Genomic DNA, 25966 nt, shown 5'->3' with positions numbered 1-25966 from the left:
GGCTAAGCCCGTGATGCTGCGAACATCGGCGTCGCGCGTGCTCGACGACCAGGACCGCGAAGAGGTGCTCACGCTCCTCGACGCGGACCCGGTCGCCAACGTCTTCGTCGCCTCCCGGGTGCGGTCCGTCGGCCTCAGCCCGGCCCGGCTCGGCGGGCAGATGTGGGGATTCGGCCCGCGCGGCGGGCTGACCTCGCTGTGCTACGCCGGTGCCAACCTCGTCCCGGTCAACGCCGGGCCCGAGGCGGTCCAGGCGTTCGCCGACCGTGCCCGCAGGCAGGGCCGGCGCTGCTCCTCGATCGTCGGCCCGGCCGACGCGGTCGAGAAGCTCTGGGAACGGCTGGAGCCCTACTGGGGGCCCGCGCGGGCCGTCCGCTGGGCCCAGCCGGTCATGGCCACCTCGTCGCCCTCGGCCGTGCCGCCGGACCCGCTCGTGCGCCAGGTGCGTCCCGAGGAGTTCGCCACGCTGCTGCCGGCGTGCGTGGCGATGTTCACCGAGGAGGTCGGCATCTCGCCGGACCTCGGCGACGGCGGCGCGCTGTACCGCTCCCGGGTGGCCGAGCTGATCCGCATCGGCCGGTCCTATGCCCGCATCGAGGACGGCCAGGTCGTGTTCAAGGCGGAGGTCGGGGCGGTCACGCCGCAGGTCTGCCAGATCCAGGGCGTGTGGGTGCACCCCGACCACCGGGGGCGGGGGCACGCGGTCGCGGGCATGGCGGCCATCGTCGGCCTGACCCTGCGGCACTTCGCCCCGGTGGTGTCGCTGTACGTGAACGACTTCAACGTCGCCGCCCGCGCGGTCTACCGCCGGGTCGGCTTCAAGGAGGTCGACACCTTCATGTCCGTACTTTTCTGACCTTTCCGGCGCCTGCCGCGGCAGGTCCGCTGCGATGTTCCGGCTGCGGCCTGGGTACCCTTGGCGGGTGCTCGAAGAGGTGACCGCGACGCGCTACGTGACCCCGCTGCGCGAGGGGGGTTCGTTGCCGGGCGTCGTCGAGGCGGACGACCTTGGGACCTACGTCGTGAAGTTCCGCGGTGCGGGGCAGGGGCGGCGCGTGCTGGTCGCCGAGATCATCTGCGCGGAGCTGGCCCGCCGGCTGGAGCTGCGCACGCCGGATCTGAAGGTCATCGATCTCGATCCGCGCATCGGCGCCCGCGAGCCCGACCAGGAGATCCAGGACCTGCTCCAGGCCAGCGAGGGCCGAAACCTCGCGGTGGACTTCCTGCCGGGAGCGCTCGGCTTCGACCCGCTGGCGTGGACGCCGGACCCGGGCCTGGCCTCGCGCGTCCTGTGGTTCGACGCTCTCGTGCACAACGTCGACCGGAGCTGGCGCAACCCCAATCTGCTGGTGTGGCACGGGAACATCTGGCTGATCGACCACGGCGCGGCCCTGTGGTTCCACCACAACTGGCCCACCGCCGACCCGCAGCGCCGCTTCGACGCTCGCGACCACGTGCTGGCGCCCTTCGCCACCCGGGTCAAGGAGGCCGACGCCGAGCTGCCCGCTCTGATCACCGAAGACCTGCTGCGCACGGTCGTGGATCTGGTGCCCGGCGAGTGGCTCGACGGCGAGCCGGGCTTCGCGGACGCGGCGGCCGTGCGGCAGGCGTACGTCGACCACCTGCTCGCGCGCGCCCACGGCCCGCGTGCCTGGCTCCCGGAGGTCCCGCGATGAACACCGCGCAGGCATACCCGTCCGCGACCGGCGACGGGGCGGGCGCGGAGCGGGCCGCCGGGACGCGCTCGTCCGGCGACCGGCGGGCGGAGGCCCCGGTGGAGCGGGCCGTGTACGAGTACGCGGTGATCCGGGTCGTGCCCTGCGTCGTCCGCGGTGAGTTCCTCAACGCCGGGGTGATCCTCTACTCCCAGCCGCACGCCTACCTGTGCGCCCGCACCGAGCTGGACGGCTCCCGGCTGCGCGCGCTCGACGAGAGCATCGACCTCGCGGAGGTCGGGCGCGCCCTGGCGGCCTATGAGCGGGCCTGCTCGGCCGACTCGGGCCCGCTGCGCGGCGAACCGCTCGGCAGCCGGTTCCGCTGGCTGACCGCCCCGCGCAGCACGGTCGTCCAGACCGGGCCGGTGCACGCGGGTCTCACCGGCGACCCGGCCGCCGAGCTGGAGTGCCTGCTGGACCGGCTCGTCCGCAGGGGAGCCGGCGGGCGATAGGTCACCTGCGCGCCCGGCCGCCGGCATCGGGGGCGGCGGGCTCGGGACCGGTCTCGGCGGCGGGCACCCACCACAGCCGGCCGCCGGCGATCTCGTGGTACACGTCCAGCAGGTCCTGGCCGGTGGTCACGCTGCGCGACTCTGCCGCCGCCCAGGTGTAGACGCCGCGTGACATGGTGGAGGTCTCCTGGCGCACCCGCAGGGTGTAGACCCGTGCCCTGATCTCGTGCACCTTCGGGTCGCCCGGGTCGGCCTGCGCCGCCAGTTCGGCGAGCTGGCAGGCCAGCCGCAGGTCGCCGTCGGCCGCCGCGGTCGCCGCCCGCGCGGCCAGGGCGTGCGCGCCGCCGGTCAGCTCCGCGAGCGCCCGGGCGAGCACCTCGTCGGGCGCGGGCTTGAGGTGGGCCGGGTTGCCGTCGTGCCAGCCGCCGTACAGCCGCCACACGTTGCGCACGACGAACTCGGGCTCGTCGTAGTGCGGCTGCAGGTAGGGCCGGCAGGCCAGCGCCTCCGGTGGGCTGACGGCGTGGATGACCTCGTCCAGGCGGGCCCCGGCGTTCATCAGTTCCAGCGTCTGCTCGACCAGCGCGTCCAGGTAGTCGGCCGTGTCGATCAGCGCCTGCCGCACCCGGGCGGCGCCGACGATGGGCAGCCCGTGCCCGGGAAGCAGCACCTCGGCCGACAGGCCCGCCATCCGCCGCAGCGCGAGGGCCCACTCGTCGGGGTAGCGCTGGACCTTCTGCGGGTTGCCGGCGTTCGGGGTGACCCAGATGAACAGGTCACCGGTCAGCAGCACGCCGCGTTCGGGGAGGAACGCCCAGGTCGCGTCGTCGGTCTCCCCGCGGGCGTGCCGCAGCCACAGGGTGACGTCGCCGAGCGAGAGCGTCATCTGGTCGTGGTAGGTGAGGTCGGGCCGGCGGAACGCCGTCGGCCAGGCCATGCGGGTGAAGCCGAACTGGCGCTGATTGATCACCGTGTTGTACCCGGCGGTCCGGGCGTACCGGGCGAACCGCGCGGCGACCATCTCGTGCGCGATCACCTGGATCCGTGGCCCGTCCTCGGCGTCGAACGGCTCCATGCCCGCCACGTGGTCGAAGTGGCCGTGCGAGAAGATCGCGTAACGGACCGGCTCGTCCGACCAGGCACGGATGGCCGCGTGCATCGCGCGCGCGTCCACGGTGTTGCCCGTGTCGAACAGAGCCAGGCCGTCGTCCCCCCTGATGCCGTACACGTTCCCGAAGCCGGGCCACATGACCACGCCCTCGGCGACCTCCTGCGCCCCCCTCGAGCGCAGGTCCCGCAGTGGCACCTCCTGCGGGGACGCCGACCCGCGCCAGACGTTGTCCGCGTGCTCGAGGATCGGCGATGTCATGCCCCCCAGCATGCCCCGGGCCTGCCGCCGGCAGCAGTAGGGAGATCCCTACACCTGGCCGTGTCGCCCGGCCGAATTCCCGTTTCACTGCGGGCACTAATTAGTCGGATGAAACACCGATATCTCGGCTTTTTCGACCAAACGGGACAGGAAACGACGCAGGTCACGGGTGACTCCGCGAATTCGGGGCCGAATGTCAACGCGCGACGCCTGTCCCGCGACATATTGGTGATCCTGAAACTCTCCAGGGCCGTTCCTTCCACCGCTGTGAGGTTCCGTGCGCCGAGTCCAGCGCCGGGCACCCGCCAAGGCCGGGCTCGTGCTGGCCGCCGCCGCGCTGCTCGCCGTCCCGGGCGCGCAAGGGGTGCCCGCCGATGCCGGCTTCGCCGTTCCCGAGGCCGCACCGCCGGCGTCCGGCGTCACGGTCACGGTCGACGACGGCGTCGCCGAAGGGCGGGACGGGCGGCGGCGGACCGTGTGGCGCTCCGCCGCGACCGGACGTGCGATCGGCACACTCGACGGCACCGCCTCCTACGGCCGGTACCTGGTGCGGGACGCCGAGGCCGGGCAACGGTTCTACTTCAACGAGGACGACGGGAAGGCACGCCGGATCACCGTCGTGGACGCCCTGACCGGCTCGGTGCGCTGGACGATGACCTCCGGCCGCAGGGAGGACGGGCCCGGCCGGCCGTACTTCTACCTGCTCGGCCTCGCCGCGGGGCGGGCCATCGTGGACGTCCCCGCGCTCGGCGCCGTCCATGCGCTGAACCTCGCCGACGGCGGGCTCGGCTGGACCGCACGGCTGCCGGACGGGTGCCGCAGCCTGAGCCGGGAGGCGAACGTCGTCGATGGCGAGCCGAGCCGGGTGGTCGACGAGCGGGAGGCCGCCCTGCTGGCCCGGTGCGACGCCGGGCGCGTCCGCCTGATCCGCATCGACGCGCGCACCGGCGCGCTCGGCGGGCAGACCACCGTCCGCCCGGCGGGCGAGCCGAAGCTGCACCTGGCGCACGGCGTGGCCGTGGTGACCACACCGCACTCGATCTCCATCGTCACCCCCGGCGGCAGAGTGGCCTACGAACGCGCCCGGGCGGGATGCCAGTGCGACGCCGCCGTCGCCGGGGACACCGCCGTGGTCATCGCGCAGGACGGGTCGGCAGGCGGTACCGAGGTGGCGGTGGTCCGCCTGCGCTCCGGGGAGGTGGTCGCCCGCCACGCGTACTCCAAGGCAGAGCTCGCGGGCGGTGATGACCGTCGCGGGCTCGTCTTCGTGGGCAGGACCGTCCCCTATCCGCTGATGATCTGGAATCCCATGGAACCGGTCGACGTGTGGGACGCCCGGGCCGGACGCCTGCTCACGACCATCGCACCGCCGCTGACGGCCGAGAACGACGCCGTCCGGGCCGCGGCCATCGGCGGGGGATGGGGTGCGCGCGGTGGGGTGGCGGCGGGCGCCTGGCCCGACGCCTGCGCGCTGATCCCGCCGGAGGCGCTCGCGGAGCGGACGGGCACCGCCTACCTTCCCGGCGCCGCCGGGCGAGGTCCCGCCGAGCTGGGCCTGGCCACCCCGGTGTCGTGCGCCCTCGCGCCGCGCACCGCCGGGCGGACCCCGGTCACCGTCACGGTGAGCTGGGTGTACGGCTCCGAGGAGCAGGCCACGGCGGCGATGCGCACCTTGCGGACCAACGGCACCATCTCCTCCTCGGCTTCATCCGCGCGTGTCCGCGGGGCGGGCGAGGCGGTTCACATCGACGAGATGAAGGACTCGATCATGATGCGGGTGGGATCCACGCTCGTCCTCGTCGAGGCGTACGGGGAGAGTTCGACGGCCATGGACGCGGCTCGGATCGCCGCCGGGCGATTGGGAGAACGCCGGTGACCCGCGCGAAGTCCAAGCGGACGACCTCCGCGAAATCCAAGGGCCGCAAGCCCGCGCAGGCGCCGCCGGCGTCTCCAGCGCAGGAGGAGGCCCCCGCCGGCACGGACCCCGCGGAAGACGCCGAGCCGCGCAACCCGGTCGTGCGGACCCTGAGCAGGTCGGCGGGCTGGCTGGTCACGACGATCGCGGGCGGCCTCGCCACCATCATCGGCGGCGTCCTGCTCGCCGGCTGGCCCCAGGTGCAGGACGCCTGGGCCGACCACTGGGAGACGCCGCGGCTGGAGCACACGATCTACAACCCGATCAGCACCGGAGACAGGTTCGCCTTCCACCAGGTGCTCACGGGCGGGCCGGGTCGCCTGCTGAACGGCGCCGACCCCGATCCGGCCAAACTGGAGGCGTTCGTCGCCCGGGAGCATGGCGCCGTGATCGGATCGATGAACGTGTCCCTGGTGGTGCAGGGCCGCCGGCACCGACCACTCCGGATCCTGGACGTGCGCCCGCGGGTCCGCCGGTCGATGGACAGACCCAGCGGAACGTGCTTCGTCGTGCCCAGCTCCGGCGGCACCGACAAGTTCAAGATCGAGGTCGATCTGGACGAGGTGTACCGGGGGAAGGGGCCGAGCCGGTACCTGGAGAAGAACATCGACCTGGCCTATGACGAGATGGCCACCGTCGATCTCACCGTCACCGCCGAGGAGCGCGCCTACGACTGGGACATCCAGGTCGACTACGTCTACGATGGCGCCGCCACCGTCCAGCACGCGTACTTCACCGCCGAGGACGGCGGCCTCTTCCGCGTCACCGGGCAGGCGCCCGCCTACCGGGTGGCCTACACCTCGCGGACCTTGGCCGCGGTCTTCCGGCGGGCCGAGCGGAACGCCTCGTGCTGACCCGCCGGGATCGGGCACGACGTCCTCGGGCCTGGGCGCGGGCGGCGTTCGCCGTCGTCCTGATCACCTGCGCGCTGCCGGCCGGGGCCGTGCCCGGGACGGTCCGCACCGGCGAGGCCCGGACACGCTGGCAGGCGCGGTACCCCGCCGGCACGTACGGCGACGCGGCGCTCGCCGGCGGGGACGTCCTCGTGGTCACCGGCGCGCTGCTGGCGGCGGTGGACGCCGCGAGCGGCCGGGAGCGCTGGCGGCGGCCGATGCCCGACGGGCGGGTGCTCGACTGGCTCGTCCCGGCGGGGCGGGTCGTGCTGGCCACCTCGCGTGCCACGCCGACCGGGGATGCGAGTGTGTTGCGGGCCGCGTCGTCGGCCGACGGCAGGGAGGTGTGGCGGCGCGACGGGCTGAGCAGGGCCGGGGTGTGGCGGGCACCCTACGCGGGGGAGGAGGTCCGGGTCATCCCCGCCTGGGCGGCGGGTGACCGCCTGGTGACCGGAGTCGATCCCGGCACAGGGGACATTCGCTGGACGTGGCGGCCGCCCGCGGGCTGCGGCACGCCGGTGATGTCGGCGTCCGCGGGTGAGACCGTCGTCGTGGCCATCGGCTGCGGGACGGGCGTCGCACTGGTCGCCCTCGACCCGGCCGCCGGGCGGGTGCGGTGGCGGGCGGACGTCCGGTCCGTCCAGGACATCCGGCTCCTCCCCGCGGCGGTCGCCGTGACCGGCGGAGAAGGGCTCGTGCTGCTCGACGCCGGCACCGGGCGGCAGGTGACCCGGATATCGGAGTGCGCCCCCGACTGCGCGCCGCCCCGGGCGTCCGGCGGGCGCATCCTGCTCGCCTATCCGGCGGGGGACGCCGAGGTGCTCAGCGCTGTGGGCACCACCCCGCGGGCCGCGGCGACCGCCGGACCAGGGCCCGGCACCGGGGCCGAGACGCTGTGGCGGCTGGTCGAGCGGGCGGAGCCGGGAAGGGAGGCGGCCCGGCACTCCGGGTTCGTCGTCGACGCCACGCCGGGCGGGCTCGCTCTCGGCCTGCTGTACGACGGCACGGCCCCCGGGTGGGCCGCCGACCTGATCGACCCGGTCCGCGGAGTGCTCGGCAGGTGGATCCTGCCGGTGCGCTACCGGCCGTTCGGCATGCGGGGCAGGACGGTGTTCGCCGTCGAAGTCGCCGGTGGGCCCGGCATGGCGCGGTCGCTCAACCTGGCCGCGGTGGACCTCCCCCTGGACGGACCACCGGTCACCGCGCCCGCACCCGACCCGTGCGACCTGCTGGCCGGCACCCCAGGACTGCGGGCCGTGCCCCCGGTGCCGCCCTTCTCCGAGGTGGCCCGCCTGACGTGCGACTTCGTCGACGCGCGGGGCATGCGCCTGACCGTCGGGGTGTGGAGCGCGCCGGGCCCGCAGAGCGCGGCCGATCTGTGGCGGCAGGCCCGCGACACATCGGAGGGCCACGGCCTCGACGCCGCCGGCGACGAGGCCTTCGGGTCGGGCCCGCGCGACGGCATGATCGTGGCCCGGCGGGGCCGCCACATCGTGTGGGTCTCCTCTCCGTACTTGCCCTTGCACGACCGGCTGACGGGCCTCATGGCCGAAGCCGTGGCCCGTCTCTACCGGGTACCGCAGACCGTGCGTCCACTGGCGGCGCCCAGTCCCGGGCCGGTCCCGGCCGAGGGAGGGGCACCGGTGCTCACCTTGCCCGGTACGGCGGTCACCCTCCGGACCGCCGATGACGCCCGGCTGACCCTCGCCGGGTACCGCCTGCGGGGCGGCACCTACCTGCGCGACCGTTCCGGCCATCTCGCGCCCTGGGCCGGGGCGGCGGTCACCGTCTCGCCCGACGGCCGATGGGCGGTGCGCATCGGGGACGGTGCGTGGCTGGACATCGCCGACCGCGCCACCGGGCGGATCCGCCGGGTCAAGGCCATGCCCGGACTGTACGGCCCCTCCTGGTCGCCGTCCGGCGCGCTGGTCCTGACCAGGCGCGACGAGGCGCGTTTCGTGCTCGTCGACCCGCACGCCGGGCGGGTCCGCCCCGTCTGGACCGACGACGTGGGAAGCGACACCCTGGAGTCGCCGTTCCACTGGGACGCCGGAGGGCGGACCGTCAGCGCGTCGTACACCTCCATTGGAGAAAGCGCCATCCAGGGGCTGCTGCGCTCGTTCGACCTCGGTGGACGGCGCGTCGGCGAGCTGTCGGGCGTGGGGGACACCGGGACCGGCGTCGACGACTGGCTGTCGCCCGGCCGGACCCGCTTTCTGGCCCGGTGCGAGCGGCGCCCGCAGGACCTCTGCGTGCACGACGCGGCGACCGGGCGCCTGCTGGCCCGGCCGGAGCCGGGCGGCGGCCGGGTGGTGGCCTGGTACGACGAGGAGCACCTGGTGGTGTGGCGGCGTGAGATGACCGGTTCCCGGGCGCTGGTGATCGACCTGTACGGCGAGCCGGTGCGGACGCTGGCGACCACCGACGCCGCGGACGTCACCCTGGAACCGCTCTGGACCCACTCCTGATCAGCAGGACGACGGCCCGGCTCCCGGCGATGGGGCCGGGGGCATCGTGCGGATGCCGAGAACGGCCAGGGTGAGCGCGCACAGCAGCAGGGCCGCGATCTGGGCGATGCCGACGGCCGTCATGACCCGCGACACGGGGTCGGCGACTCCGAGTTCGAGGCGGACCAGGCGGCCGAGCATTACCGGGACGGCGAGGATCGCCAGCGCGACCGCTGGCACGGGCGAGCGCCGGGCCGGGACGAGCAGGTGGACGCCGATGCTCGCTGCCCCGGCGAGCAGGAGCGCGAGAGAGGCCAGCCCGGGCAGGTCCAGCCAGGGCCAGATCCACGACCAGGTGGCCAGGCTGATGGGCGGCTGCTGCGACCAGGTGCCGGCAAGAGTGAGAAGGCCGGACAGCAGGACCCCGGCGGCGACGGGCAGGACGGCGACCCGCGGCGGCCGGCGGATCGCGGGGGCGTCGCGGTGGAACCCGGCGAACAGGGCGAGCACCGGCACGGCGTACAGCACACCGTTCAGGGTCATGACCGTCACGGCCGTCCTGGTGTCCAGGCTCCACAGCTTCAGCAGGTCGCTGGAGGCGGCGGCGACGGCGAGCAACGCCAGCGGTTTGGCGGCACGCGGGCAGCCCCTGGTGAGCGCGGCGAAGGCGGCGACCCACAGCAGGGCGGTGAACCCCTGGGCGATGTCCCACAGCCGGTCGGCCGACTCCGGCGCGGGAAGAGCAGGCTGAGGGGCGGCGGACGGGCCGAAGAGCCCGTAGCGCGCAAGAAACCGCCAGAAGACCATCCAGCTCATCATGGCGTGGAAGGCCAGCCCCAGGAGGGCCACCAGGCGGACGGCCTGTCCCCAGGCGAAGGATCTCGGGCCCGTCCCCGCGCCGCCGAGGCGCGCACGGACCGACAGCGCCGCCACACTCAGGATCTCCGACCAGCGCGGTCGGGGGTTGTCGGCGTCCGTGAGGTCGCCCGCGCCCTCCAGGAAGGTGTTGACCATCTCCTCCTGGCGCTCGGCTCGGTAGGAGGCGGGCAGCAGTCGCAGGACGTGCCGGTAGCGCTTTTCCAGAAGACTCATGCCGTACCCTCCGCGTACCTGGCGCGCAGCCGGCCGCGCGCGTGCTCGGCGTTCTCGGCCAGTCGTGCGGCCTCCTTCTCCAGGGCGCGCGCCCCGGACTCGGTGAGCCGGTAGTAGCGGCGCAGCCGCCCCTGCCACACCTCTTCGCGGTCGAGGGCGACCAGTTCGTCACCGGTGAGCCGGTCGAGGACGCCGTACAGGCTGCCGATCTTGAGTAGCGTGCGCCCGCCTGACAGCCTCTCGACCTCCTGGACGATGCCGTAACCGTGTCGCGGCTGGTCGGCCAGTGCCGTGAGGACGAGGAACGCGGGCTCCGTCATCACCCTGGGAGTCATACCGGCAAGGATAACTTGTCCGCCAAGATATAGGGAACGAAGGAGTGCGCGCATGCGGACGCCCCCGCCGGCGATCCAGGACGCTGGATGCCGACGGGGGCGTGATCAGGGCAGGTGCCGGGGATGGGTTCGCCGGCGCCGCCTCACCCGCTGATCGTTCGCTCAGGGCTGGCGGAGGCCGAAGGCGCGGGTGATGGTCTGGGTGACGCCGCCGCCGTTGTGCTGCCCGGCGGTGACCCGGATGGACACGAAGCCGGCCCGCTGCGGCGCGTTCAGGGACGTCCGCCAGGTGCCCTTCTTCTCCTTCAGGCCCTGTCGCTGCCAGGTCGCGCCGTCGTCGTAGGAGACGTCCAGCGTGAGCGAGGAGACCGCGTCCTTGGCGCCGCCGCCGTTGAGCACGACCGGCGTGATGGACAGCTCCGGCCTGCGCCCCGCCCGGCCTTCGGCGTCCAGATCGGTGCCGTAGTCCAGCTGGACCAGCGGGATGGCCTCGAACTCCTTGTCGGGGGCGCCGGAGGTGAAGCGCCACTCGGTCGTGGTGGCGGAGGAGTAGGGGCCGATCTGGCCGCCGCTCTTGGTCTCGACGACGATCCGGTAGGGCAGTTTCTCCCGCTCCAGTCCGACGTTCAGCGAGGGCCAGCCTTCGAACTGGACCAGTCGCTTGTCACCCTGGTACATCGAGATCCGCTGCCACACGCCCGGCTGGCCGGACCCGCCGCTGTGCGCGGCTCCCGCGTCGCCGAACCCCTGGATGTAGGCGCTGAGTCCGTACTCGCCGCGGAACGGGCCCTCGGCGCTGATCATGCGTGGCCGGGTGATGGGGCCGAACCAGCGGTCCCGCTGTACGCTCCCCGGCCGATAGGACAGGGGCTCGGACTTGGCGGACCCGAAGTCCTGCAGGCCGGCGGACTGCTCCCAGATGATCCCCTCTCCGGCGGAGACCCAGTCGGTACGCCGTCCCGGGGCGACCGGCTCGGGGGCGAACGGGGGAGCCGAGTACCACTCGTACGGCGGGTGGTCCACCCGCCACTCGCTGACCTGCCTGCCGGTCGGCGGGGCGAATTCGAGATCGATTCGGGCGAGGTCGCGGGGATCGGTCTTGGCGGAGGGGTCCGCGGGCACCGCGCCATCGTGGTAGTCGACCAGGTCGTACAGGTACTCCGGCACCGGGTGGGCCTCGACCGTCAGCCGGGTCTCCTTCCTGCCCGCGGAAGTGATCTCGTGGATCAGGTCTTCTCCCTGGTCCAGGGTCAGCGAGGCGACCGGGATCGGCCCGGAGGAGACGCCGTCGGCGGCGCCGTACCAGTCGCTCTTGCGGCCGGTGCCGTCGTTGACCACCAGGAGCAGCGCCGCACCGGCGGTGTGCGCCGCCGCGGCCCGATCTGCGGGGGTCACCGCGTCGCCGTCGCGGACGACCACGACCTTGCCGCGGGCGGACTGGCCGGCGTAGTCGGCCGTTGATCCGTTGCCGGCGAAGACGGCGGGAAGGCGCGAGGTGCCGTCCGGCATCGTCGGGGAACCGGGCTGCACCAGGGCGTCGTCGAGGCTGCGGCCGCGGTAGTCGATCTTCAGCGGCGTCTGCTCGGCGCGGAATCTGGTGGTGAAGACGAAGCTGCCCTTCTTCACCTTCTTCGTGGGTAGAGCCCACAGGCTGTCGTAGGCGACCGGAGTCATGATCGTCTCCTTCAGGTCACCGTTGCCGCCGGGTGCGGGCCGGCTCGAGGTGAAGGAGCGGTAGATGTCGACTCTGCCGGCGACGACGCTGGTCGGCTTGGGGGTCGCCACCTTCACCTGGCGTGCCCGTGAGGCGTCGAGCTCGACGGTGCGGTCGCTCGTCAGGTCGATCTCGGGAGCGATCAGCACCGCCATCCCCAGCGAGTGGGCTCCGTGCAGGCCTTCCACGTCCGGAAGCGACAGGACCGTGTAGGAGCCGGGGGCCCAGCGGCTGGTGAGCGTCCCGTCCGGGACCCACATGAAGGTGCTTTCCCCGTCGGCGCTCCTGATCTCGACATTGTCGCTCACGGGCCGCCCGGCGCGGTCCTTCAGGTGGACGGTGAGGTCGTACCTCTCGGACTCGACGGAGACCCCTACGGTCGTGTGCACCTCGCCGGTCGCGTACCGCGCCTTGACCTGGGCGGTGTAGCGGCCAGGGGCGAGCCCCTCCGGGTCCACCGTGAGGTCGACCGCCGAGGTGCCACGCGCGGGCACGGTGACGTGGCCGGCGGCCGTCGTGAACGCCTGCGCGGGGGCATCGCCACGGTCGGTGGTGAGCTCCAGGGTGATGGGGGCGTCAGTGGTGTTGGTGTAGGTGATCTTCCGCTTGACCGGCTGCCGCTGCTGCTCGGACGACCAGCGGACCAGACCGGCGTCCACCGATCCGCTCGCGATGACCTGGTCCTTCAGGTAGGCGGCGGCCACGTCCAGCCGGCCGGCGCCGGCCTGGTAGGGGCTGTAGTCCGGGGTCGGCACGCTGGTGCTCATCAAGGCGTCCTTGATCTGCCGCGCGGACCAGTCGGGGTGCTTCTGCGCCAGCAGGACGGCCGCCCCGGCGACGTGGGGCGTCGCCATGGAGGTGCCGCTGTCCTCGCGGTAGAAGCCCTCGCCCCACTCCAGGTACTGCGAGCGCGCCGCCAGCACGTTCACGCCGGGAGCGGTCAGGTCGGGCTTGAGGGCGTCGTCACTGAGGCGCGGCCCGGCGCTGGAGAAGTCGGCGAGGTGGTCGGAGGCGTCCACCGCGCCGACGGTCAGCGCGGCGTCCGCGGTTCCCGGCGCGGCGACGCTGTAGGGGCCGGGGCCGTCGTTGCCCGCGGCGACGACGAACAGCGCGCCGGTCTCGGCGCTCAGCCGGTTGAGCGCCTGGCTCAGCGGATCGTCCTGGGTGTGCCAGCCGCCGACGCCCAGGCTCATGCTGATCACCTTGGCGTGCTCGGTCCGCGCCGCCCACTCCATGCCCGCGATGACGCCCGAGATGGGCCCGGAGTTGCTGTCGTCGAGGACCTTGCCCACCACCAGGTCGGCGCCGGGGGCGACTCCCCGCTCCTTGCCGCCGGACGCGGCGCCCGTCCCGGCCAGGGTGGAGGCGGTGTGGGTGCCGTGCCCGTTGCGGTCGGTGACCTCCTGACCGGGGATGAAGCTCCGGGACGCCGCCACGCGGCCGGCGAGGTCCGGATGGGTGGTGTCCACGCCGGTGTCCAGGATGGCGACCCGGACCCCGGCGCCCGTGCCTCCCGCGGCCCAGGCCGCGGGGGCGCCGATCTGCGCGGTGGTGTCGGCGAGGGCCGCCTTCGCCTTGCCGTCGAGCCACACCTTGCCGATGCCGTCGGCGAAGGGAGGCTCCGGTGTGCCGCCGGTCCGCTTCGCCGACGGCCGGTCACCTTGGCCGGTGCGGGTGAGAGCCGACCAGAAGGCCGTGGCCGTCGAGCGCCGGGCACGGACCGCGTCAGCGTCGACGGAGGGAAGGCTCAGGGTGACCTCGGCGCCGGGCAGCGCCGCGCTGGGCGAGGGGGCCGATGGGCCGTTCGTGGCGCCGGACCGGCGTGCGGCCGAGTCCTTCTCGCGGGTGACGATCAGAGGGAGGTCGGCGCTGTGCCCGTCGTCGTAGCCCTGGGCCATCAGCCGGGTCACGTTGAAGAGCTGCTTGTCCAGCCGGTCGGCCGCGATGTAGGCGACGGCCTCGTCGGGGTAGACGTAAATGTCCTCGCCCTCGGTGGCGATGCGCACCGAGCCGGTTGCTCCCGGCGCGCGCCGGACGTCCACCGAGGGAGATCCGCCGGGGCGCGGGGTCAGCGTCACCCTGTCACCGGTGATCAACGTGATGGTGACCGGCGCGCCGCCGGTCGCGGCTGAGGACCCCGTGGAAGGTCGAACAGGAGAGGCACCGTGCGCCGCCGCGGGGACGGCCACGATGGCGAGAAGAGCCGCGGCGACCGACGCCGCGGACTTCCGGGGGGTAGACAGCCTCACATGGCCTCCAGAGTTGGTGAACGCAGGAATCCGATCACCTCCGGAGAGGCCATGTAAAGTTCTTGAATTTATTACTTTCTAGCTGTACTTTGCACTTTCATTGACTATTCCGGCACATGACCGCATATCGGACAGTCGTGTAGCGGGTGCATCGAGAGCCCGCTCGTACGGGCCTCGGAGCCGGCGAAGGCGGAGCCCGGCGACCTGGAGCAGGCACCGGAACGCGACCCGTCCGGACGCGGCGGTGCCGTGATCGGCCGGGCTCGCCGGACGGCGTCAGAGCTCGCCGCGTTCGTGGGCGAGGGCGAGCTCCACCCGGGAGCGCAGGCCGGTCTTGGCGTAGACGCGGGAGAGGTACACCTCCACGGTCTTGCGGCTGTAGTGCAGCTCGCCCGCGATCTGCGGGTTGGACATGCCGGCGGCGACCAGCTCGATGACGCGACGCTCGGCGGGGGTGAGCCCGGCGGCAGGGGAGGGGGCGAGCCCGGCGCTCGCCAGGGCCCGGCCGGCACGGTCACGCCAGGGGACGGCGCCCAGGTCGGCGAAGATGGCCTGCGCCCGCGTCAACTGCGCGCCGTCGCCGGCGAGCGCACCGAGCACCAGACGGGCCTTGCCCTCCTCGAACCGCAGCCCGTCCGCCCTCGCGGCCTCCAGCGCGCCCTCGGCCCGTGCGGCGTCCCCGAAGGTCATGGCCATGGCGAGGTCGGCGGACATCCGGGCCCGGGGTGTGCCGGTGCCGGCGGCCTGCGCGAGGTCGGCGGCCGCGGCCCGGGCGGCGGCCAGGTCGCCGCCGGTGACGTGCATGTTGACCCGGACGGCGAGCTCGCGGTGCCGGACGTCCGGAGGGCCCGCGGCGGCCTCGTCCAGCAGCCGGGCCGCCGCGGCGCGATCGCCGAGGGCGAGCGCCCGGCGGGCCTTGAACAGGGCGCGCAGCGACCGCTGGAGCACGCAGTTGGGCGGCGGGTCGTCCAGCAGCCGTCCCGCCTCGTCGTAGCGCCCCTGGTCGAGCAGGATGTCCACCTCGATGTTGCGCAGCAGCGCGGCGTTCTCCCACAGGCCGGCCTCGGTGAGGGCCAGGGCGTCGGAGCGGATCTCCCGCAGGGCGTGCTCCCACTCGCCGCCGAGACGGCGCACCACGGCCATGGTGCGGGCGTGCTGCCCGGCGATGTCGCGCCAGCCGAGGCCCCGGTAGATCTGCTCGGCCTGGGAGAGCAGGTCGAGCGCCCGGGTGCGCGCCCCCGCGCTGGCCAGGATGTGCGCGGCCGACTCGAGGGCGGCCAGCCGCCCGGCGGGGGGCAGCGCCGCCGAGGCCGACAGCAGAGCCGTCAGCGCGCGTTCGGTCCGCGCCCACCGGCCCTTGATGATCGCGTCGCCGGCGAGCGCGCTCAGGGCGATGACCAGGTCCTGCGGCGGGCAGCCGGGCAGCGCGCGCCAGGCGGCCCCGGCCGCCGCGTCGGCGGAGTCGAGGCCGAGCTGGGTGCCGATCACGGCCTGCTGGGCCAGCAGGGCGGTCGGGTCGTCCGCGTGCGGGAGCTGCTCGGCGGCGATCGACACCGCCAGCTCGTACCGGCCCATGGCGTGCGCGGCGTTGACCACGGTCTGGGCGGTGCGGGTGTGCCGCCGGCCCGGCGTCAGCACGGCCAGGGCGGCCCGCCCGGCGCGCAGGGCGTCGGCCGGGCGGGAGCCCTTCCAGTACGACAGCGTCTGCCGGGAGAGCAGCACGCCGGCCTCCTCGGGCGGGGCGAGCTCGGCCGCCCTGCCGTACCAGTGCGCGGCCGACAGCGGCGCCGTCCAGCGGGTCGTCTCGGCCGCGCGCAGCATGGCGGTCAGCGCCTCGGCGCCCGAGCCGCCCTCGGCCACGTGGGTGGCCCATTCGAGCACCGTGCGGGTGCCGTCCAGGCCCCGGTCGCGCAGCAGATCGGCGATGCGGGCGTGGACGCGGCGCCGCTCGGCCGGGCCGAGGTCGGCGTACAGGGCCTCGGCGACCAGCGGATGGGCGAAGTCGTAGGCGTCCCCGCCTGCCGGCAGGACCAGGCCGTCCCTGATCAGCCCGTCGAAGGCGCGCTCGGCCTCGGCCGCGTCCAGGCCCGCGACCTCCGCGAGCACGGGGAGGTCGGCCAGGCCGGCCGGCCGCGTACGGCGCAGCGCCGCGAGCACCCTGGCCAGGCCGCGCCCGCCCTGGTCGCGCTGGAACAGCCGGCTGAGCAGGGCGCCCCGGCGCGGCACGGGGACGGCGGCCTGCACGGCCCCGCCCTGCACGAGGGTGAGCACGGCCTCCCGGGCGAACCACGGGTTGCCCCGGCTCTCCTCGTGGATCCGGCGCACGGTGGCCTCGCTCGGGGTGCGGCCGAGCAGGCCGGTGACCAGCGCGGCGACCTCCTCGCGTGACAGCGGGCCGAGCCGGATCGCCAGGTCGGCGTCCATCGCGGGCGGGCGCCGGGCGGTGCCGGCGACCACCAGGCCGCGCACCCGCCGGGGAAGGTAGGACAGCGCGCTCAGGGTGTCGGCGTCGGCGAGGTGGAGGTCGTCGATCGCCAGGAAGGTGCGGCCGGGCAGCGCCTCCAGCAGGTTGGCGGTGCGCACGGCCGGGGCGGCGCCGGTGGCGCCCAGGGCGGCCTGGTCGATGGCGTCCAGCAGTTCCCCGAGTGGCTCGCCCGCCGCGGGGTCGGTGCGCAGCGTGCCGAGGGCGTCGGCGAGCGAGGCGTAGGCCAGACCGCTGCCGAAGTCGCGGGCCTGGCCGTGCAGCACGCGGTAGCCCATGGTCGCGGCCAGCGCCTCGGTCTCGGCGAGCAGGTGGCTCTTGCCGATGCCGGCCTCGCCGTGGAACAGCACGGTCAGAGGCGGGTGGAGCAGCGCGGCGGCCAGCCGGCGCAGGACGGCGAGCCGGTCGACCGGCTCGGCGGCGTCGGCGGGGGAACCGGGGAACGGTAAGGGAGCCTCCTCAGAGCCGGCCACCCGTCACCGGGCCCGGACGGAGGAGGACCCGTCGCGGGAGGTGGCCGCCGCCGAGGATGACGCGCCGCCGGGTGGGGAGGCGGTGTCGCCGCGAGGGGGGATGGCGTCGTAGGCGGCGAGCGCGGCGGTGAGCAGCAGGTCGCGCACGGAATCCTCCGGGAGGTCCATGGTCTGGACCACGGCCAGTTGCAGCGCGCCCATCACCGCCCACGCGCGCACCCGGGCCGCGGCGCCGGGCGCCGGCCCGGCCAGCCGGGTGTGGATCTCGTCGCGGAAGGTCCGGATGGCGTCCCCCCGGGACCCGGGAGCCGCCTGGTCGGCGCCGCCGATGTCCTCCATGAGCAGGCCGATGACGGTGCGGTGCCGGACCACGAAGCCGGTCAGCGGCGCGACGAACCCGCGCGGGTCGTCCCCGTGCTCCGCGCCGAGCAGGGAGAACAGGTCATCGGCCGCGGGGGCGATGAGCTCGGCCGCCAGGCGGTCCTTCGGGTGGAAGTGGTAGGCCACGGCCGTCTTGGTCAGGCCCACCCGTGCGGCGATGTCGGCCAGGGACGTCGCGGCGTAGCCGCGCTCGGCGAACAGCTGCTGGGCGGCGGCGAGGATGCGGGCACGGGTGTCGCCGCCACGATCGAGTGTGGTCATCGTCTCACTTCTCGGTGCGATCCGGCATTCCACGATATTCCCGCCTAAGCTTTGAACGTACGATCTGTACGGTCGTACAGAACATTGTTTCCGCGGCGTTTCCGATTCCTCAATAGTGTCTGGGACGGTCACCGATGGCTAGGTTGCTCGGCCGGTTGGGCGGGTGGTGCGCGCGGCACGGGCGCGTCGTGCTGGCGGCATGGATCATCCTGGCGGCGGCGCTGACCGCCGGGACGCTGGTGTTCGGACGCCCGGTCAGCAACAACGTCTCCATCCCCGGCAGCGACGCCCAGCGCGCGCACGACCTGATGCGCGACGGCTTCGGCCCCGGATACGACACGGGTGGCACCTTCCAGGTCGTCCTGTACGCCGCGAACGGCACGCTCGTCTCCGACGAACGCGAGCGCGCGGTCGACACGGCCATGACGCGGATCCGCGAGGTGCCGCACGTGGTCCAGGTGGACACCCCCTACCGCATGGGCGGCATGTCCCCCAGCCTGGCCATCGGCGTGCTCACGGTGCGGCTGTCCGGCCAGGAGGAGGGCACGCTCGCCGAGACCTCGCGGCGGATCTCGGCGGCCGTGCAGCCGGTGCGCGCCACCGGCGTCGAGGCGGTCGTCGCCGACAACGGCACCCCGGCCGACAAGGAGATCACCACCGGATCCAGCGAGATCATCGGCCTGGCCTGCGCGCTGCTGGTGCTGCTGCTGGCCTTCGGCACGCTGGTCGCCGCGATGGTGCCCATCTTCACCGCCATCGTCAGCCTCGGCGTCGGGCTCGGCGTCATCGGCCTGCTCGGCCACCTGGTCGACGTGCCCAAGCAGGCGTCGGTCATGGCGTCCATGATCGGCCTCGGCGTCGGCATCGACTACGCCCTGTTCCTGCTGTCGCGGCACCGCAAGCTGCTCGCCGACGGCGTGCCGGTGCACGAGTCGGTCCGCCGCACGACCGAGGGCGCCGGCGGGGCGGTCTTCTTCGCGGGCGGCACGGTGGTCATCGCGCTCAGCGCGCTCCTGCTCGCCGGGTTCCCGCTGCTGCGCACGCTGGGCTGGATCACCGGCATCTCGGTCGTGTGCGCCGTGCTCACCTCGCTGACGCTGGTGCCGGCCCTGCTCGGGCTCCTCGGCCACCGGATCAACGCGCTGCGCCTCCCGTTCACCGGGCCCCGCCGGGAGGGGGCGCACTCCGGGACGACCGGCTGGGCCGCCCTCGGCACCTGGGTCGCCGGCCGCCCCTGGCGGGTGCTGGCGCTGGCCGCCGCCGTGCTCGGCGCCCTGGCCGCCCCTGCCCTGGGGCTCAAACTCGGGCCCATCGACGACGGGTACGCCGACCGCGGCCAGGACGCGCGGCGGGCGTACGAGCTGATGGAGGCGGGGTTCGGCCCGGGCAGCAACGGCCCGCTGATCGTCGTCGGCGAGCTGGACGCCAAGGTCGCGGTCAGCGACCCGCCGGCGCAGATCGTGACCCGCATCGGCGACCGCCTCGCGGACGTCCCCGGCGTCGCCCACGTGTCGCCTGCCAAGATCGATGTCTCGGGCCGTTCCGTCCTGTTCTCGGTGGTCACCGACTACGCGCCGAGCGATCCGCGCGCCTTCGGTGTGGTGGGCGAGGTGCGCGGCCTGGACGTCCCCGGCGTGCGGCTGCACGTCGGCGGCGAGGTGGCCGGCATGACCGACGCCAGTGACCGCATCGCCGAGCGCACCCCGACGGTGATCGGCGTCGTCGTGCTGCTCAGCGCCCTGCTCCTGCTGCTGGCCTTCCGCGCGCCGATCGTGGCGTTCAAGGCGGCGCTGATGAACCTCGTCTCGCTGGGCGCGGCGTTCGGCGCGCTGGCCATCGTGTTCTCCTACGGGCTCGGCAGCAGGCTGGTCGGCATGGACCCGCCGGTCTCGGCCGGGGGCTCGTACCTGTCGACGCTGTTCTTCACCGTGCCGATCGACTCGTACGTGCCGCTGATGCTGTTCGCGGTGCTGTTCGGGCTGTCGATGGACTACGAGGTCTTCCTGCTGACCTCGGTGCGCCAGGCCTTTCTTCGGTCCGGCGACAACCGGCGCGCGGTCGCCGAGGGCCTCGGCGCCACCGGACGGGTGATCACCTCCGCCGCGCTGATCATGGTGGTGGTGTTCGTCGCCTTCATCGCCTACCCGGACCCGCTGGTCAAGGTGTTCGGCGTCGGCCTCGCGGTCGCCATCGCCGTGGACGCGACGATCATCCGCGGCCTGCTGGTGCCGGCCACGATGGTGCTGCTGGGCCGGCTCAACTGGTGGTGCCCCGCCTGGCTCGACCGCATCCTGCCCGACCTGTCGGTCGCCGGCCACGGCGAGGACGACGATCCCCCGAGCGGCCAGGACCAGGACCGGACCCTGGTCACCACATCCCGGTCCTGAAAGCGAGACACCCGCTCGTGCTCATTGCCGGACCGGAGGCGTACCGCGGGGGAAGGGGAAGTACGATCAGCAGATGACCGAAAAGACCGGAACCGCACCTGGTTGGCTCGCTCCCGAGGAGCTGGAGTCGGTGCGGGGGCGGATGCCGATCCTCTACGTCGACGCGGTGCCGGTTCGAGTGGACGAGGCCGGTGTGGTCACCCACGTGGGCCTGCTGCTGCGCATCACGCCGGACGGGGCGGTCAGCCGTGCCCTGGTCTCCGGTCGGGTGCTGCACCACGAGCGGGTACGCGACGCGCTGCTGCGGCACCTGGAGAAGGACCTCGGCCCGGTGGCGCTGCCGCGGGTTCCCGTCTCCCCGCAGCCGTTCACCGTCGCCGAGTACTTCCCGACCCCGGGTGTCACGGCCTACCACGACCCGCGCCAGCACGCCGTGTCGCTGGCCTACATCGTCCCGGTCGCCGGTGACTGCCGGCCCCGGCAGGACGCGCTGGACCTGGTGTGGTTCACGCCCGAGGAGGCCGCCTCGCCGATGGTGCAGCAGGAGATGACCGGCGGGCAGGGCGTTCTGGTGAAGCAGGCCCTCGCCCACGTCGGCCGGCTGACCTGACCTTCGGGCGCGGGCGCCCCGGCGGCGTCCGGGCTCGGTGGAGGGTGCCCGCCCCGCCGGTGAAGGCGGGACGGGCGCTTTGGTCATTCGCTCCGCGGGCGGGCGGAGGCGGGGCCCGCGAGGGCGCGCCGGGCCTTGTGGCAGGCGACCAGGACCAGGATGGCGATGAGCAGCGGGACCAGCAGCGCCGCGGCGCCGGGCGCCTCCCGGCCGCCGGCGAGATCGCCCGCTGTGCCGGGCGTGGCGGTCATGGCCGGCGCCAGCGAGAACTCCGCGGCCACGGGCTTGAGGGCGACCGCCTTGCCGGCCAGGGCCTTGGCCTGTGCCTCCTGCTTGACCCTGACCTTGTCCGGGTAGCCGTACCCGACGACGTAGGTCTGGTCGCGGACCTTCTCCCGGGCGTACTGCCCGTCGATGTTGCCCTCGATGGTGTGGATGGTGTCCCCGTCGACGGAGGTCACGATGCCGACGTGATCGATACCGTCGATGGCGCCGGAGCCGCTCCAGTCGTAGAACACCAGCGCGCCCGGCTCGGGGGTCGTGCCCCAGGCGCCCTGCTCGACGAACCACTCGGCGTGGTAGGGGGTGAAGGCGAACTGACCGAACCACTTCTGGTAGCCGAGCCGGTGCGCGGCCCACGACAGGAACATGTCGCACCAGGGCTGGGCCGAGTAGTCGGAGTCGAACTCCACGTTCTTGCCGTACCAGTCTCCGTACTTGGTGTATCCGCCGGCCTGCTCGCTGTAGCCGATCTGGGTCCGGAGCAGGTCGAGGAGCTTTCGCATCTCAGGCGACATGGGAAGTGAGGGAACCTTCCGTGTGTACGGCCGGCGCGGGGGCACCGGCTTCGGCGGGGCGCCCACGCCGGCGAGGGGCGTCGCCGGCCCGGCCGGGCGCCGGATCGGCGGGGGTACCGGTTCCGGCGGCGGCCGAGGGCCGGCGGGGGGTGCCGGTCCGGACGCGGACATGACCGGCTGGGGCGCCGGTCGTTGACGTGGGGACGGGTGCCGGTGGGGGCCGCCAACCCGTGTGGCAGGACGTTAGTCAGGAAAAGCCCAGGTCAAAAGGGGGCCAAGGGAGGGCCTGGCGCTGGCTGCCGATCGCCAGGGCACACCGGAAACCCTGTCCTGGCCGGGGTTTGCGCGTCCTGGCGGCTCCGTGGCGACGCATTCCACGAACCGGATTTCTTTCCACAAACTTGACTAAAACCGTCAGAACCGAACGGCATTCGGAGGTGCGGCCTACAATCGGCGTCATGATGCCCGACCTCGCCCCGCCGCAGGAGTCCGACGGCGAGGCCCGCCTCGCGGCTCTCGCCGTGCTCGCCCAGCACGCGCGCGACCTGACCGACGCGGTCGCCCTGACCGACGTGCCCGAACGGGAGCTGCGCGCGGTGACGGCCGAGCTCGCCGCACTGACCGATCGGCTCGGCGCGGCCCGCCGCACGGCTCCGGCGCAGCCGGACATCGGGCCGGACGGCCGGTTCCGCCACCTCGGCAACGCCGTCGTCGGCGACACGAACCCGCACGCGCTCCCGCTCGTCATCGAACGGCGGCCCGAGGGCGGCGTCCGGGCCGGCATCACCTTCCGCCCGGTGCACGAAGGACCGCCCGGCCTGGTGCACGGCGGCGTCAGCGCGATGATCCTCGACCATCTGCTGGGAGAGGCGGTGGCCGCCTCCGGGCGGGCCGCCATGACCGGCACCCTGAGCCTGCGCTACCGCAAGCCCATCCCCTACGGCACGCCGGTCGTCGGCACGGCCGCCGTCGGCCGCACCGAGGGACGCAAGACCTGGGTCGACGGCATGATCGCCCTGCCGGACGGGACGCCGCTGGTGGAGGCCACCGGCCTGTTCATCACCCCGTCCCAGTGGGCCGAAGTCGTCCTCGGCGGCTGAGCCCGGCGGTCACCGGGCCGGTCACGATGGCGGGGACGGCGTGACGGCGGGCGCCGGGTCGGCGGGGACGCGCAACTGCTGCGCCAGCCAGGGGAGGGCCTGGGGCACCTCGCGGCTCCAGGTGTTGAAGTTGTGCCCGCCGCTCGGCAGGATCAGCGACGAGGCCTGCATCGGCGGCCGCACCGCCGCGAGGAAGTCCAGCGTCGCGCGGTAGTTGGACTCACCCTTCTCGCTGGTGGCGACCAGCACCGAGATCGGCGGCGGCGGCAGGTGGGTGATCCGCCACATCAGGTCGTTCTCGTTCTGCAACCGGCGGTCGCCGCCGAACAGGTCGCCGGTCGTGGCGTCGATCGGTGCCCGGTAGTAGCCCGACAGGGACGCCACCGCGGAGTACGCCTCCGGGTGGCGCATGCCCATCTTCAGCGCGCAGTAGCCGCCGGTGGACGCGCCGAGAATGCCCCAGCTCGCGGCGTCCGACCCCAGCCGGTAGGCGCCGGCCAGCGACGAGGGCACGTCCTTGGTGAAGAACGTCTCGACCTTCGGCCCGTCGGGCACGTCCATGCACTCGGTGTCGCGGGGCGGCGCGACGGTGGGGCGCATGAGCACCAGGACCGTCGGCGGCATCTCGTGCCGGTGGACGGCACTGGCGGCCACCATCGGCATGTTCATCCGGGTGATCAGGTTGCGGGCGTCCCCCGGGTATCCGGTCAGCGCCACGATCGCAGGGAAGCGCGTGCGGGCGTACCTCTTCTCGGAGTACTCCGGCGGCAGGTAGACGTACGCGGGGGCGCTCAGCCCGGAGGCCGACCCGGAGATCACGACCTGCTGCAGCCGCCCGGCGGGGCTTCCCTTGCCGTCCGACGGCGCGCGCGTGGTGCGCACCACCTGGACCCCGCCCGCCTGGCCGGGGCCGGCCCCGTTGCCGCCGGCGTCCGCCACGATGGGCGCGACGGCATCGTCCCCGGTGCCGAACAGGTCGTTCCAGCCGGCGTAGAAGCCGAAATAGTTGTTCACGGCCAGGGCGACCGCGAGAAACGTCAGCAGCTGGTTCCCCAGCAGCACGCAGACCCGGCCGATGATCGCCGGCCAGGTGCGGGCGCTCAGCCGCGGCCAGATCCACCACACCGACACGACCAGGCCCGCGACGGCGAGCAGGCACATCAGAAGCTGCAGCTTCAGTGTTGTGAGTGCCAATTCGACTCTCCCCCGGTCTCGGCCGTGCCTTCGCGACCGCCATGGTGAAGGCCGCCTGAAAGTCATCCGGCCGCGATATGGCCAAGATAAGGATGTATCACCTCACGGACATTCGAAGCACGGACCTCACCCTCTAGTGTGTCCTGACGTGAACGAATGGAGACGCCTTTCGCGAATGCTCGTCTCGCGATCCTGGGTGCCCGCTGCGGCAGGATATGCCGCTTTTTTCGTCGGAATATTGGATATCGTGCGCGGAATCGCGCCGCATTTCCGGCGTAGCCGGGTCAGCCTGATCGCCGACGTGCTCCCCGGTACGGTCACCTCCCTGGCGGCGGCGGCCTCGCTGCTGGTGGGCGTCCTGCTCGTCATGCTCGCCCACGCGCTCCGCCGCAGGAAGGCGCGGGCCTGGCGCGCGGTGGTCGTGCTCCTTCCGCTGGGCGCCGCGGTCGAAGGCCTGCGCTGGCGGCACTCCGCCACCGCCGTCATCAGCCTGGTGCTGTTCGCCGTCCTGCTGATCAACCGCGGCGAGTTCCACGCCCTGTCCGACCCCCGCTCACGCTGGCGGGCCCTGGGAAACCTCCTCGCGTTCGGCGTCCTCGATCTGGGCATGGGCTGGATGATCGTGAGCGTGCACCCGGCCACGATCGTCGGCGACCCCTCGGCGGGCGAGCGGCTGCGCCACGTGCTGCTCGGCCTGGCCGGCATGCAGGGCCCGGTCGAGTACTCCCTCGACGGCACCGCCGACCTGGTCTACTTCTCGCTGGCGGGCCTCGGCGCGCTCACCGCGATCACGACGCTCTACCTCGCTCTGCGCCCCGAGCGGCCGGTCGCCGCGCTCGGCGACGAGGACGAGGGCCGGGTGCGCGCCCTGCTCGACCGGCACGGCCGGCAGGACTCCCTCGGCTACTTCGCCCTGCGCCGCGACAAGAGCGTCATCTTCTCGCCCTCGGGCAAGGCCGTGATCGCCTACCGCGTCGTCGCCGGGGTGATGCTGGCCAGCGGCGACCCGATCGGCGACCCCGAGGCGTGGCCGGGGGCCATCAGGTGCTTCATGCAGGAAGTGCGGCGGCACGCCTGGGTGCCGGCCGTCATCGGGTGCAGCGAGATGGGCGGTGAGATCTGGACGAGGGAGGCGGGGCTGTCGGCGCTGGAGATCGGCGACGAGGCGGTCGTCGACGTCGCCGGTTTCACCCTGCAGGGGCGGGCCATGCGCAACGTACGCCAGATGGCCGCCCGCACCGAGCGAGCGGGCTACAAGTGCCTGGTCCGGCGGGTGCGCGAGCTCAGCGAGCACGACCGGGAGCAGATCCGCGCCGCCGCCCGCTCCTGGCGCGGCACCGAGACCGAGCGCGGCTTCTCCATGGCCCTCGGCCGTTTCGGCGACCCCGCCGACGACGACTGCGTGGTGGTCACCGCGCACAAGCCCGGCCGGGACGGCGGGGAGCGTCCCGGCGGAGACCTGCGCGCGGTGCTGCACTTCGTGCCCTGGGGAAGTGGCGGCATCTCGCTGGACCTGATGCGCCGCGACCGGGACGCCGACCCGGGGCTGAACGAACTGCTGATCGTCAAGACGCTGCAGGCCGCCCCCTCGCTGGGCGTGACCCGCGTCTCCCTGAACTTCGCCATGTTCCGCTCGGCCCTGGCCCGGGGAGAGCGCCTCGGCGCCGGGCCGGTGCTGCGGGCCTGGCGCGGCATCCTGGTCTTCCTGTCCCGGTGGTTCCAGATCGAGTCGCTGTACCGGTTCAACGAGAAGTTCCGGCCCTCGTGGGAGCCGCGCTTCCTGGTCTATCCAACGGCGCGCGACCTGCCCCGCATCGGGGTCGCCGCGCTCCGGGCGGAGGCGTTCCTGAGCGCCGGCCGGGTCTTCCCCCTCCGGCGGCGCCGTTCCGGAGCGGGCACCGCGCCACCGGGGCCGGCGGCCTCCCCGGGGCCGCTTCCGATCTCTCCGTGACCCCGGAGTACATTCCGAATTTCGCGATATTCACTATTTTTCTGGCCGTTGGCGGGGATGTCCATCCGGTGGTGGACAAAGGTGATCTTCTGCTTTCGCGGCCGTTGCACGAAGAGGTCGGGCGTGTGGGTTGATCGGCGGCCTGTGCT

19 protein-coding genes are annotated in these 25966 nt (G+C 73.5%); 11 read left to right on the top strand and 8 right to left on the bottom strand.

From position 1 onward, the window contains the following. Positions 1-13: 13 nt before the first annotated feature. From IEY93_RS13715 to IEY93_RS13705, 3 genes are all read left to right on the top strand, one after another. Positions 14-856 carry a GNAT family N-acetyltransferase gene (locus tag IEY93_RS13715; RefSeq protein ID WP_189163446.1) on the top strand — a complete coding sequence of 281 codons (843 nt, stop codon included), beginning with the start codon at positions 14-16 and terminating at the stop codon, positions 854-856. Positions 857-890: 34 nt separating this feature from the next. Next, positions 891-1676: a HipA family kinase gene (locus IEY93_RS13710; protein ID WP_203968050.1), complete on the top strand. Its 786-nt coding sequence runs from the start codon at positions 891-893 to the stop codon at positions 1674-1676. Positions 1677-1774: 98 nt separating this feature from the next. Further along, positions 1775-2167, top strand: a complete 393-nt coding sequence (locus IEY93_RS13705; protein ID WP_229691112.1) for a DUF3037 domain-containing protein — start codon at positions 1775-1777, stop codon at positions 2165-2167. A gap of 1 nt (position 2168) precedes the next feature. On the opposite strand, the gene IEY93_RS13700 is transcribed toward IEY93_RS13705, so the two are convergent. Then, positions 2169-3536 carry an alkyl sulfatase dimerization domain-containing protein gene (locus tag IEY93_RS13700; RefSeq protein WP_189163406.1) on the bottom strand — a complete coding sequence of 456 codons (1368 nt, stop codon included), beginning with the start codon at positions 3534-3536 and terminating at the stop codon, positions 2169-2171. A 277-nt stretch (positions 3537-3813) separates the two neighbouring features. On the opposite strand from IEY93_RS13700, the gene IEY93_RS13695 reads away from it, so the two are divergent. The 3 genes from IEY93_RS13695 to IEY93_RS13685 are packed head-to-tail and all read left to right on the top strand — an operon-like array spanning position 3814 to position 8812. Further along, on the top strand, positions 3814-5412 hold the full coding sequence (locus tag IEY93_RS13695) for an outer membrane protein assembly factor BamB family protein (RefSeq protein ID WP_189163405.1): 1599 nt from the start codon (positions 3814-3816) through the stop codon (positions 5410-5412). After that, positions 5409-6305 (top strand): hypothetical protein, encoded by an 897-nt coding sequence (locus IEY93_RS13690; RefSeq protein ID WP_189163404.1) that lies wholly within the window; start codon positions 5409-5411, stop codon positions 6303-6305. Before IEY93_RS13695 ends, IEY93_RS13690 begins: the two co-directional genes overlap by 4 nt. Beyond that, positions 6299-8812 (top strand): outer membrane protein assembly factor BamB family protein, encoded by a 2514-nt coding sequence (locus IEY93_RS13685; protein ID WP_189163403.1) that lies wholly within the window; start codon positions 6299-6301, stop codon positions 8810-8812. The genes IEY93_RS13690 and IEY93_RS13685 overlap by 7 nt, the downstream gene beginning before the upstream one ends. Here IEY93_RS13685 and IEY93_RS13680 read toward each other — a convergent pair whose 3' ends face one another. The 5 genes from IEY93_RS13680 to IEY93_RS13660 all read right to left on the bottom strand — a co-directional run bounded on the left by IEY93_RS13680 (position 8813) and on the right by IEY93_RS13660 (position 17778). Next, positions 8813-9883, bottom strand: a complete 1071-nt coding sequence (locus tag IEY93_RS13680) for a hypothetical protein (RefSeq protein ID WP_189163402.1) — start codon at positions 9881-9883, stop codon at positions 8813-8815. Next, complete coding sequence (locus IEY93_RS13675) at positions 9880-10218, bottom strand: PadR family transcriptional regulator (protein WP_229691108.1); 339 nt, start codon at positions 10216-10218, stop codon at positions 9880-9882. The genes IEY93_RS13680 and IEY93_RS13675 overlap by 4 nt, the downstream gene beginning before the upstream one ends. Before the next feature lie 162 nt (positions 10219-10380). After that, entirely contained in the window at positions 10381-14028 is a 3648-nt protein-coding gene (locus IEY93_RS13670) for a S8 family serine peptidase (RefSeq protein WP_229691107.1), read from the bottom strand. Between the two features lie 429 nt (positions 14029-14457). Next, positions 14458-17136, bottom strand: a complete 2679-nt coding sequence (locus tag IEY93_RS13665) for an ATP-binding protein (protein WP_189163401.1) — start codon at positions 17134-17136, stop codon at positions 14458-14460. Between the two features lie 3 nt (positions 17137-17139). Beyond that, positions 17140-17778 (bottom strand): helix-turn-helix domain-containing protein, encoded by a 639-nt coding sequence (locus tag IEY93_RS13660; protein WP_189163400.1) that lies wholly within the window; start codon positions 17776-17778, stop codon positions 17140-17142. Between the two features lie 134 nt (positions 17779-17912). On the opposite strand from IEY93_RS13660, the gene IEY93_RS13655 reads away from it, so the two are divergent. Both IEY93_RS13655 and IEY93_RS13650 read left to right on the top strand, forming a co-directional pair. Continuing rightward, a complete protein-coding gene (locus tag IEY93_RS13655) occupies positions 17913-20165 on the top strand; it encodes an MMPL family transporter (protein WP_189163399.1) in 2253 nt (750 codons plus the stop codon). 73 nt (positions 20166-20238) lie between these two features. Then, complete coding sequence (locus IEY93_RS13650; RefSeq protein WP_189163398.1) at positions 20239-20775, top strand: NUDIX hydrolase family protein; 537 nt, start codon at positions 20239-20241, stop codon at positions 20773-20775. Positions 20776-20858: 83 nt separating this feature from the next. Here the strand turns inward: IEY93_RS13650 and IEY93_RS13645 are convergent, their stop codons facing one another. Next, positions 20859-21560: a CHAP domain-containing protein gene (locus IEY93_RS13645; protein WP_189163397.1), complete on the bottom strand. Its 702-nt coding sequence runs from the start codon at positions 21558-21560 to the stop codon at positions 20859-20861. A gap of 470 nt (positions 21561-22030) precedes the next feature. Between IEY93_RS13645 and IEY93_RS13640 the strand changes: the two genes are divergently transcribed. Further along, positions 22031-22672: a PaaI family thioesterase gene (locus IEY93_RS13640; protein ID WP_189163396.1), complete on the top strand. Its 642-nt coding sequence runs from the start codon at positions 22031-22033 to the stop codon at positions 22670-22672. Positions 22673-22693: 21 nt separating this feature from the next. On the opposite strand, the gene IEY93_RS13635 is transcribed toward IEY93_RS13640, so the two are convergent. Further along, positions 22694-23866 carry an alpha/beta hydrolase gene (locus IEY93_RS13635; protein ID WP_189163395.1) on the bottom strand — a complete coding sequence of 391 codons (1173 nt, stop codon included), beginning with the start codon at positions 23864-23866 and terminating at the stop codon, positions 22694-22696. Between IEY93_RS13635 and IEY93_RS13630 the strand changes: the two genes are divergently transcribed. Both IEY93_RS13630 and IEY93_RS13625 read left to right on the top strand, forming a co-directional pair. Then, positions 23748-25817 (top strand): phosphatidylglycerol lysyltransferase domain-containing protein, encoded by a 2070-nt coding sequence (locus IEY93_RS13630; protein WP_307837553.1) that lies wholly within the window; start codon positions 23748-23750, stop codon positions 25815-25817. The genes IEY93_RS13635 and IEY93_RS13630 overlap by 119 nt on opposite strands. After that, entirely contained in the window at positions 25814-25951 is a 138-nt protein-coding gene (locus IEY93_RS13625; protein ID WP_189163393.1) for a hypothetical protein, read from the top strand. The genes IEY93_RS13630 and IEY93_RS13625 overlap by 4 nt, the downstream gene beginning before the upstream one ends. Positions 25952-25966 lie beyond the last annotated feature (15 nt).

Origin of the sequence: Sphaerisporangium melleum, assembly GCF_014646695.1 — a bacterium.
GTDB lineage: Bacteria > Actinomycetota > Actinomycetes > Streptosporangiales > Streptosporangiaceae > Sphaerisporangium > Sphaerisporangium melleum.
The sequence above is the reverse complement of the archived record's forward strand: the minus strand, read 5'-3'. Positions and strand labels throughout refer to the sequence as shown.

Excerpts from the sequence above, each read along its gene's own strand:
- IEY93_RS13675 (WP_229691108.1), bottom strand. The coding sequence starts at position 10,218 with ATGACTCCCAGGGTGATGACGGAGCCCGCGTTCCTCGTCCTCACGGCA.
- IEY93_RS13655 (WP_189163399.1), top strand. The coding sequence starts at position 17,913 with ATGGCTAGGTTGCTCGGCCGGTTGGGCGGGTGGTGCGCGCGGCACGGG.
- IEY93_RS13700 (WP_189163406.1), bottom strand. The coding sequence starts at position 3,536 with ATGACATCGCCGATCCTCGAGCACGCGGACAACGTCTGGCGCGGGTCG.
- IEY93_RS13660 (WP_189163400.1), bottom strand. The coding sequence starts at position 17,778 with ATGACCACACTCGATCGTGGCGGCGACACCCGTGCCCGCATCCTCGCC.
- IEY93_RS13640 (WP_189163396.1), top strand. The coding sequence starts at position 22,031 with ATGATGCCCGACCTCGCCCCGCCGCAGGAGTCCGACGGCGAGGCCCGC.
- IEY93_RS13680 (WP_189163402.1), bottom strand. The coding sequence starts at position 9,883 with ATGAGTCTTCTGGAAAAGCGCTACCGGCACGTCCTGCGACTGCTGCCC.
- IEY93_RS13715 (WP_189163446.1), top strand. The coding sequence starts at position 14 with ATGCTGCGAACATCGGCGTCGCGCGTGCTCGACGACCAGGACCGCGAA.
- IEY93_RS13710 (WP_203968050.1), top strand. The coding sequence starts at position 891 with ATGTTCCGGCTGCGGCCTGGGTACCCTTGGCGGGTGCTCGAAGAGGTG.
- IEY93_RS13650 (WP_189163398.1), top strand. The coding sequence starts at position 20,239 with ATGACCGAAAAGACCGGAACCGCACCTGGTTGGCTCGCTCCCGAGGAG.
- IEY93_RS13645 (WP_189163397.1), bottom strand. The coding sequence starts at position 21,560 with ATGCGAAAGCTCCTCGACCTGCTCCGGACCCAGATCGGCTACAGCGAG.
- IEY93_RS13630 (WP_307837553.1), top strand. The coding sequence starts at position 23,748 with ATGATCGCCGGCCAGGTGCGGGCGCTCAGCCGCGGCCAGATCCACCAC.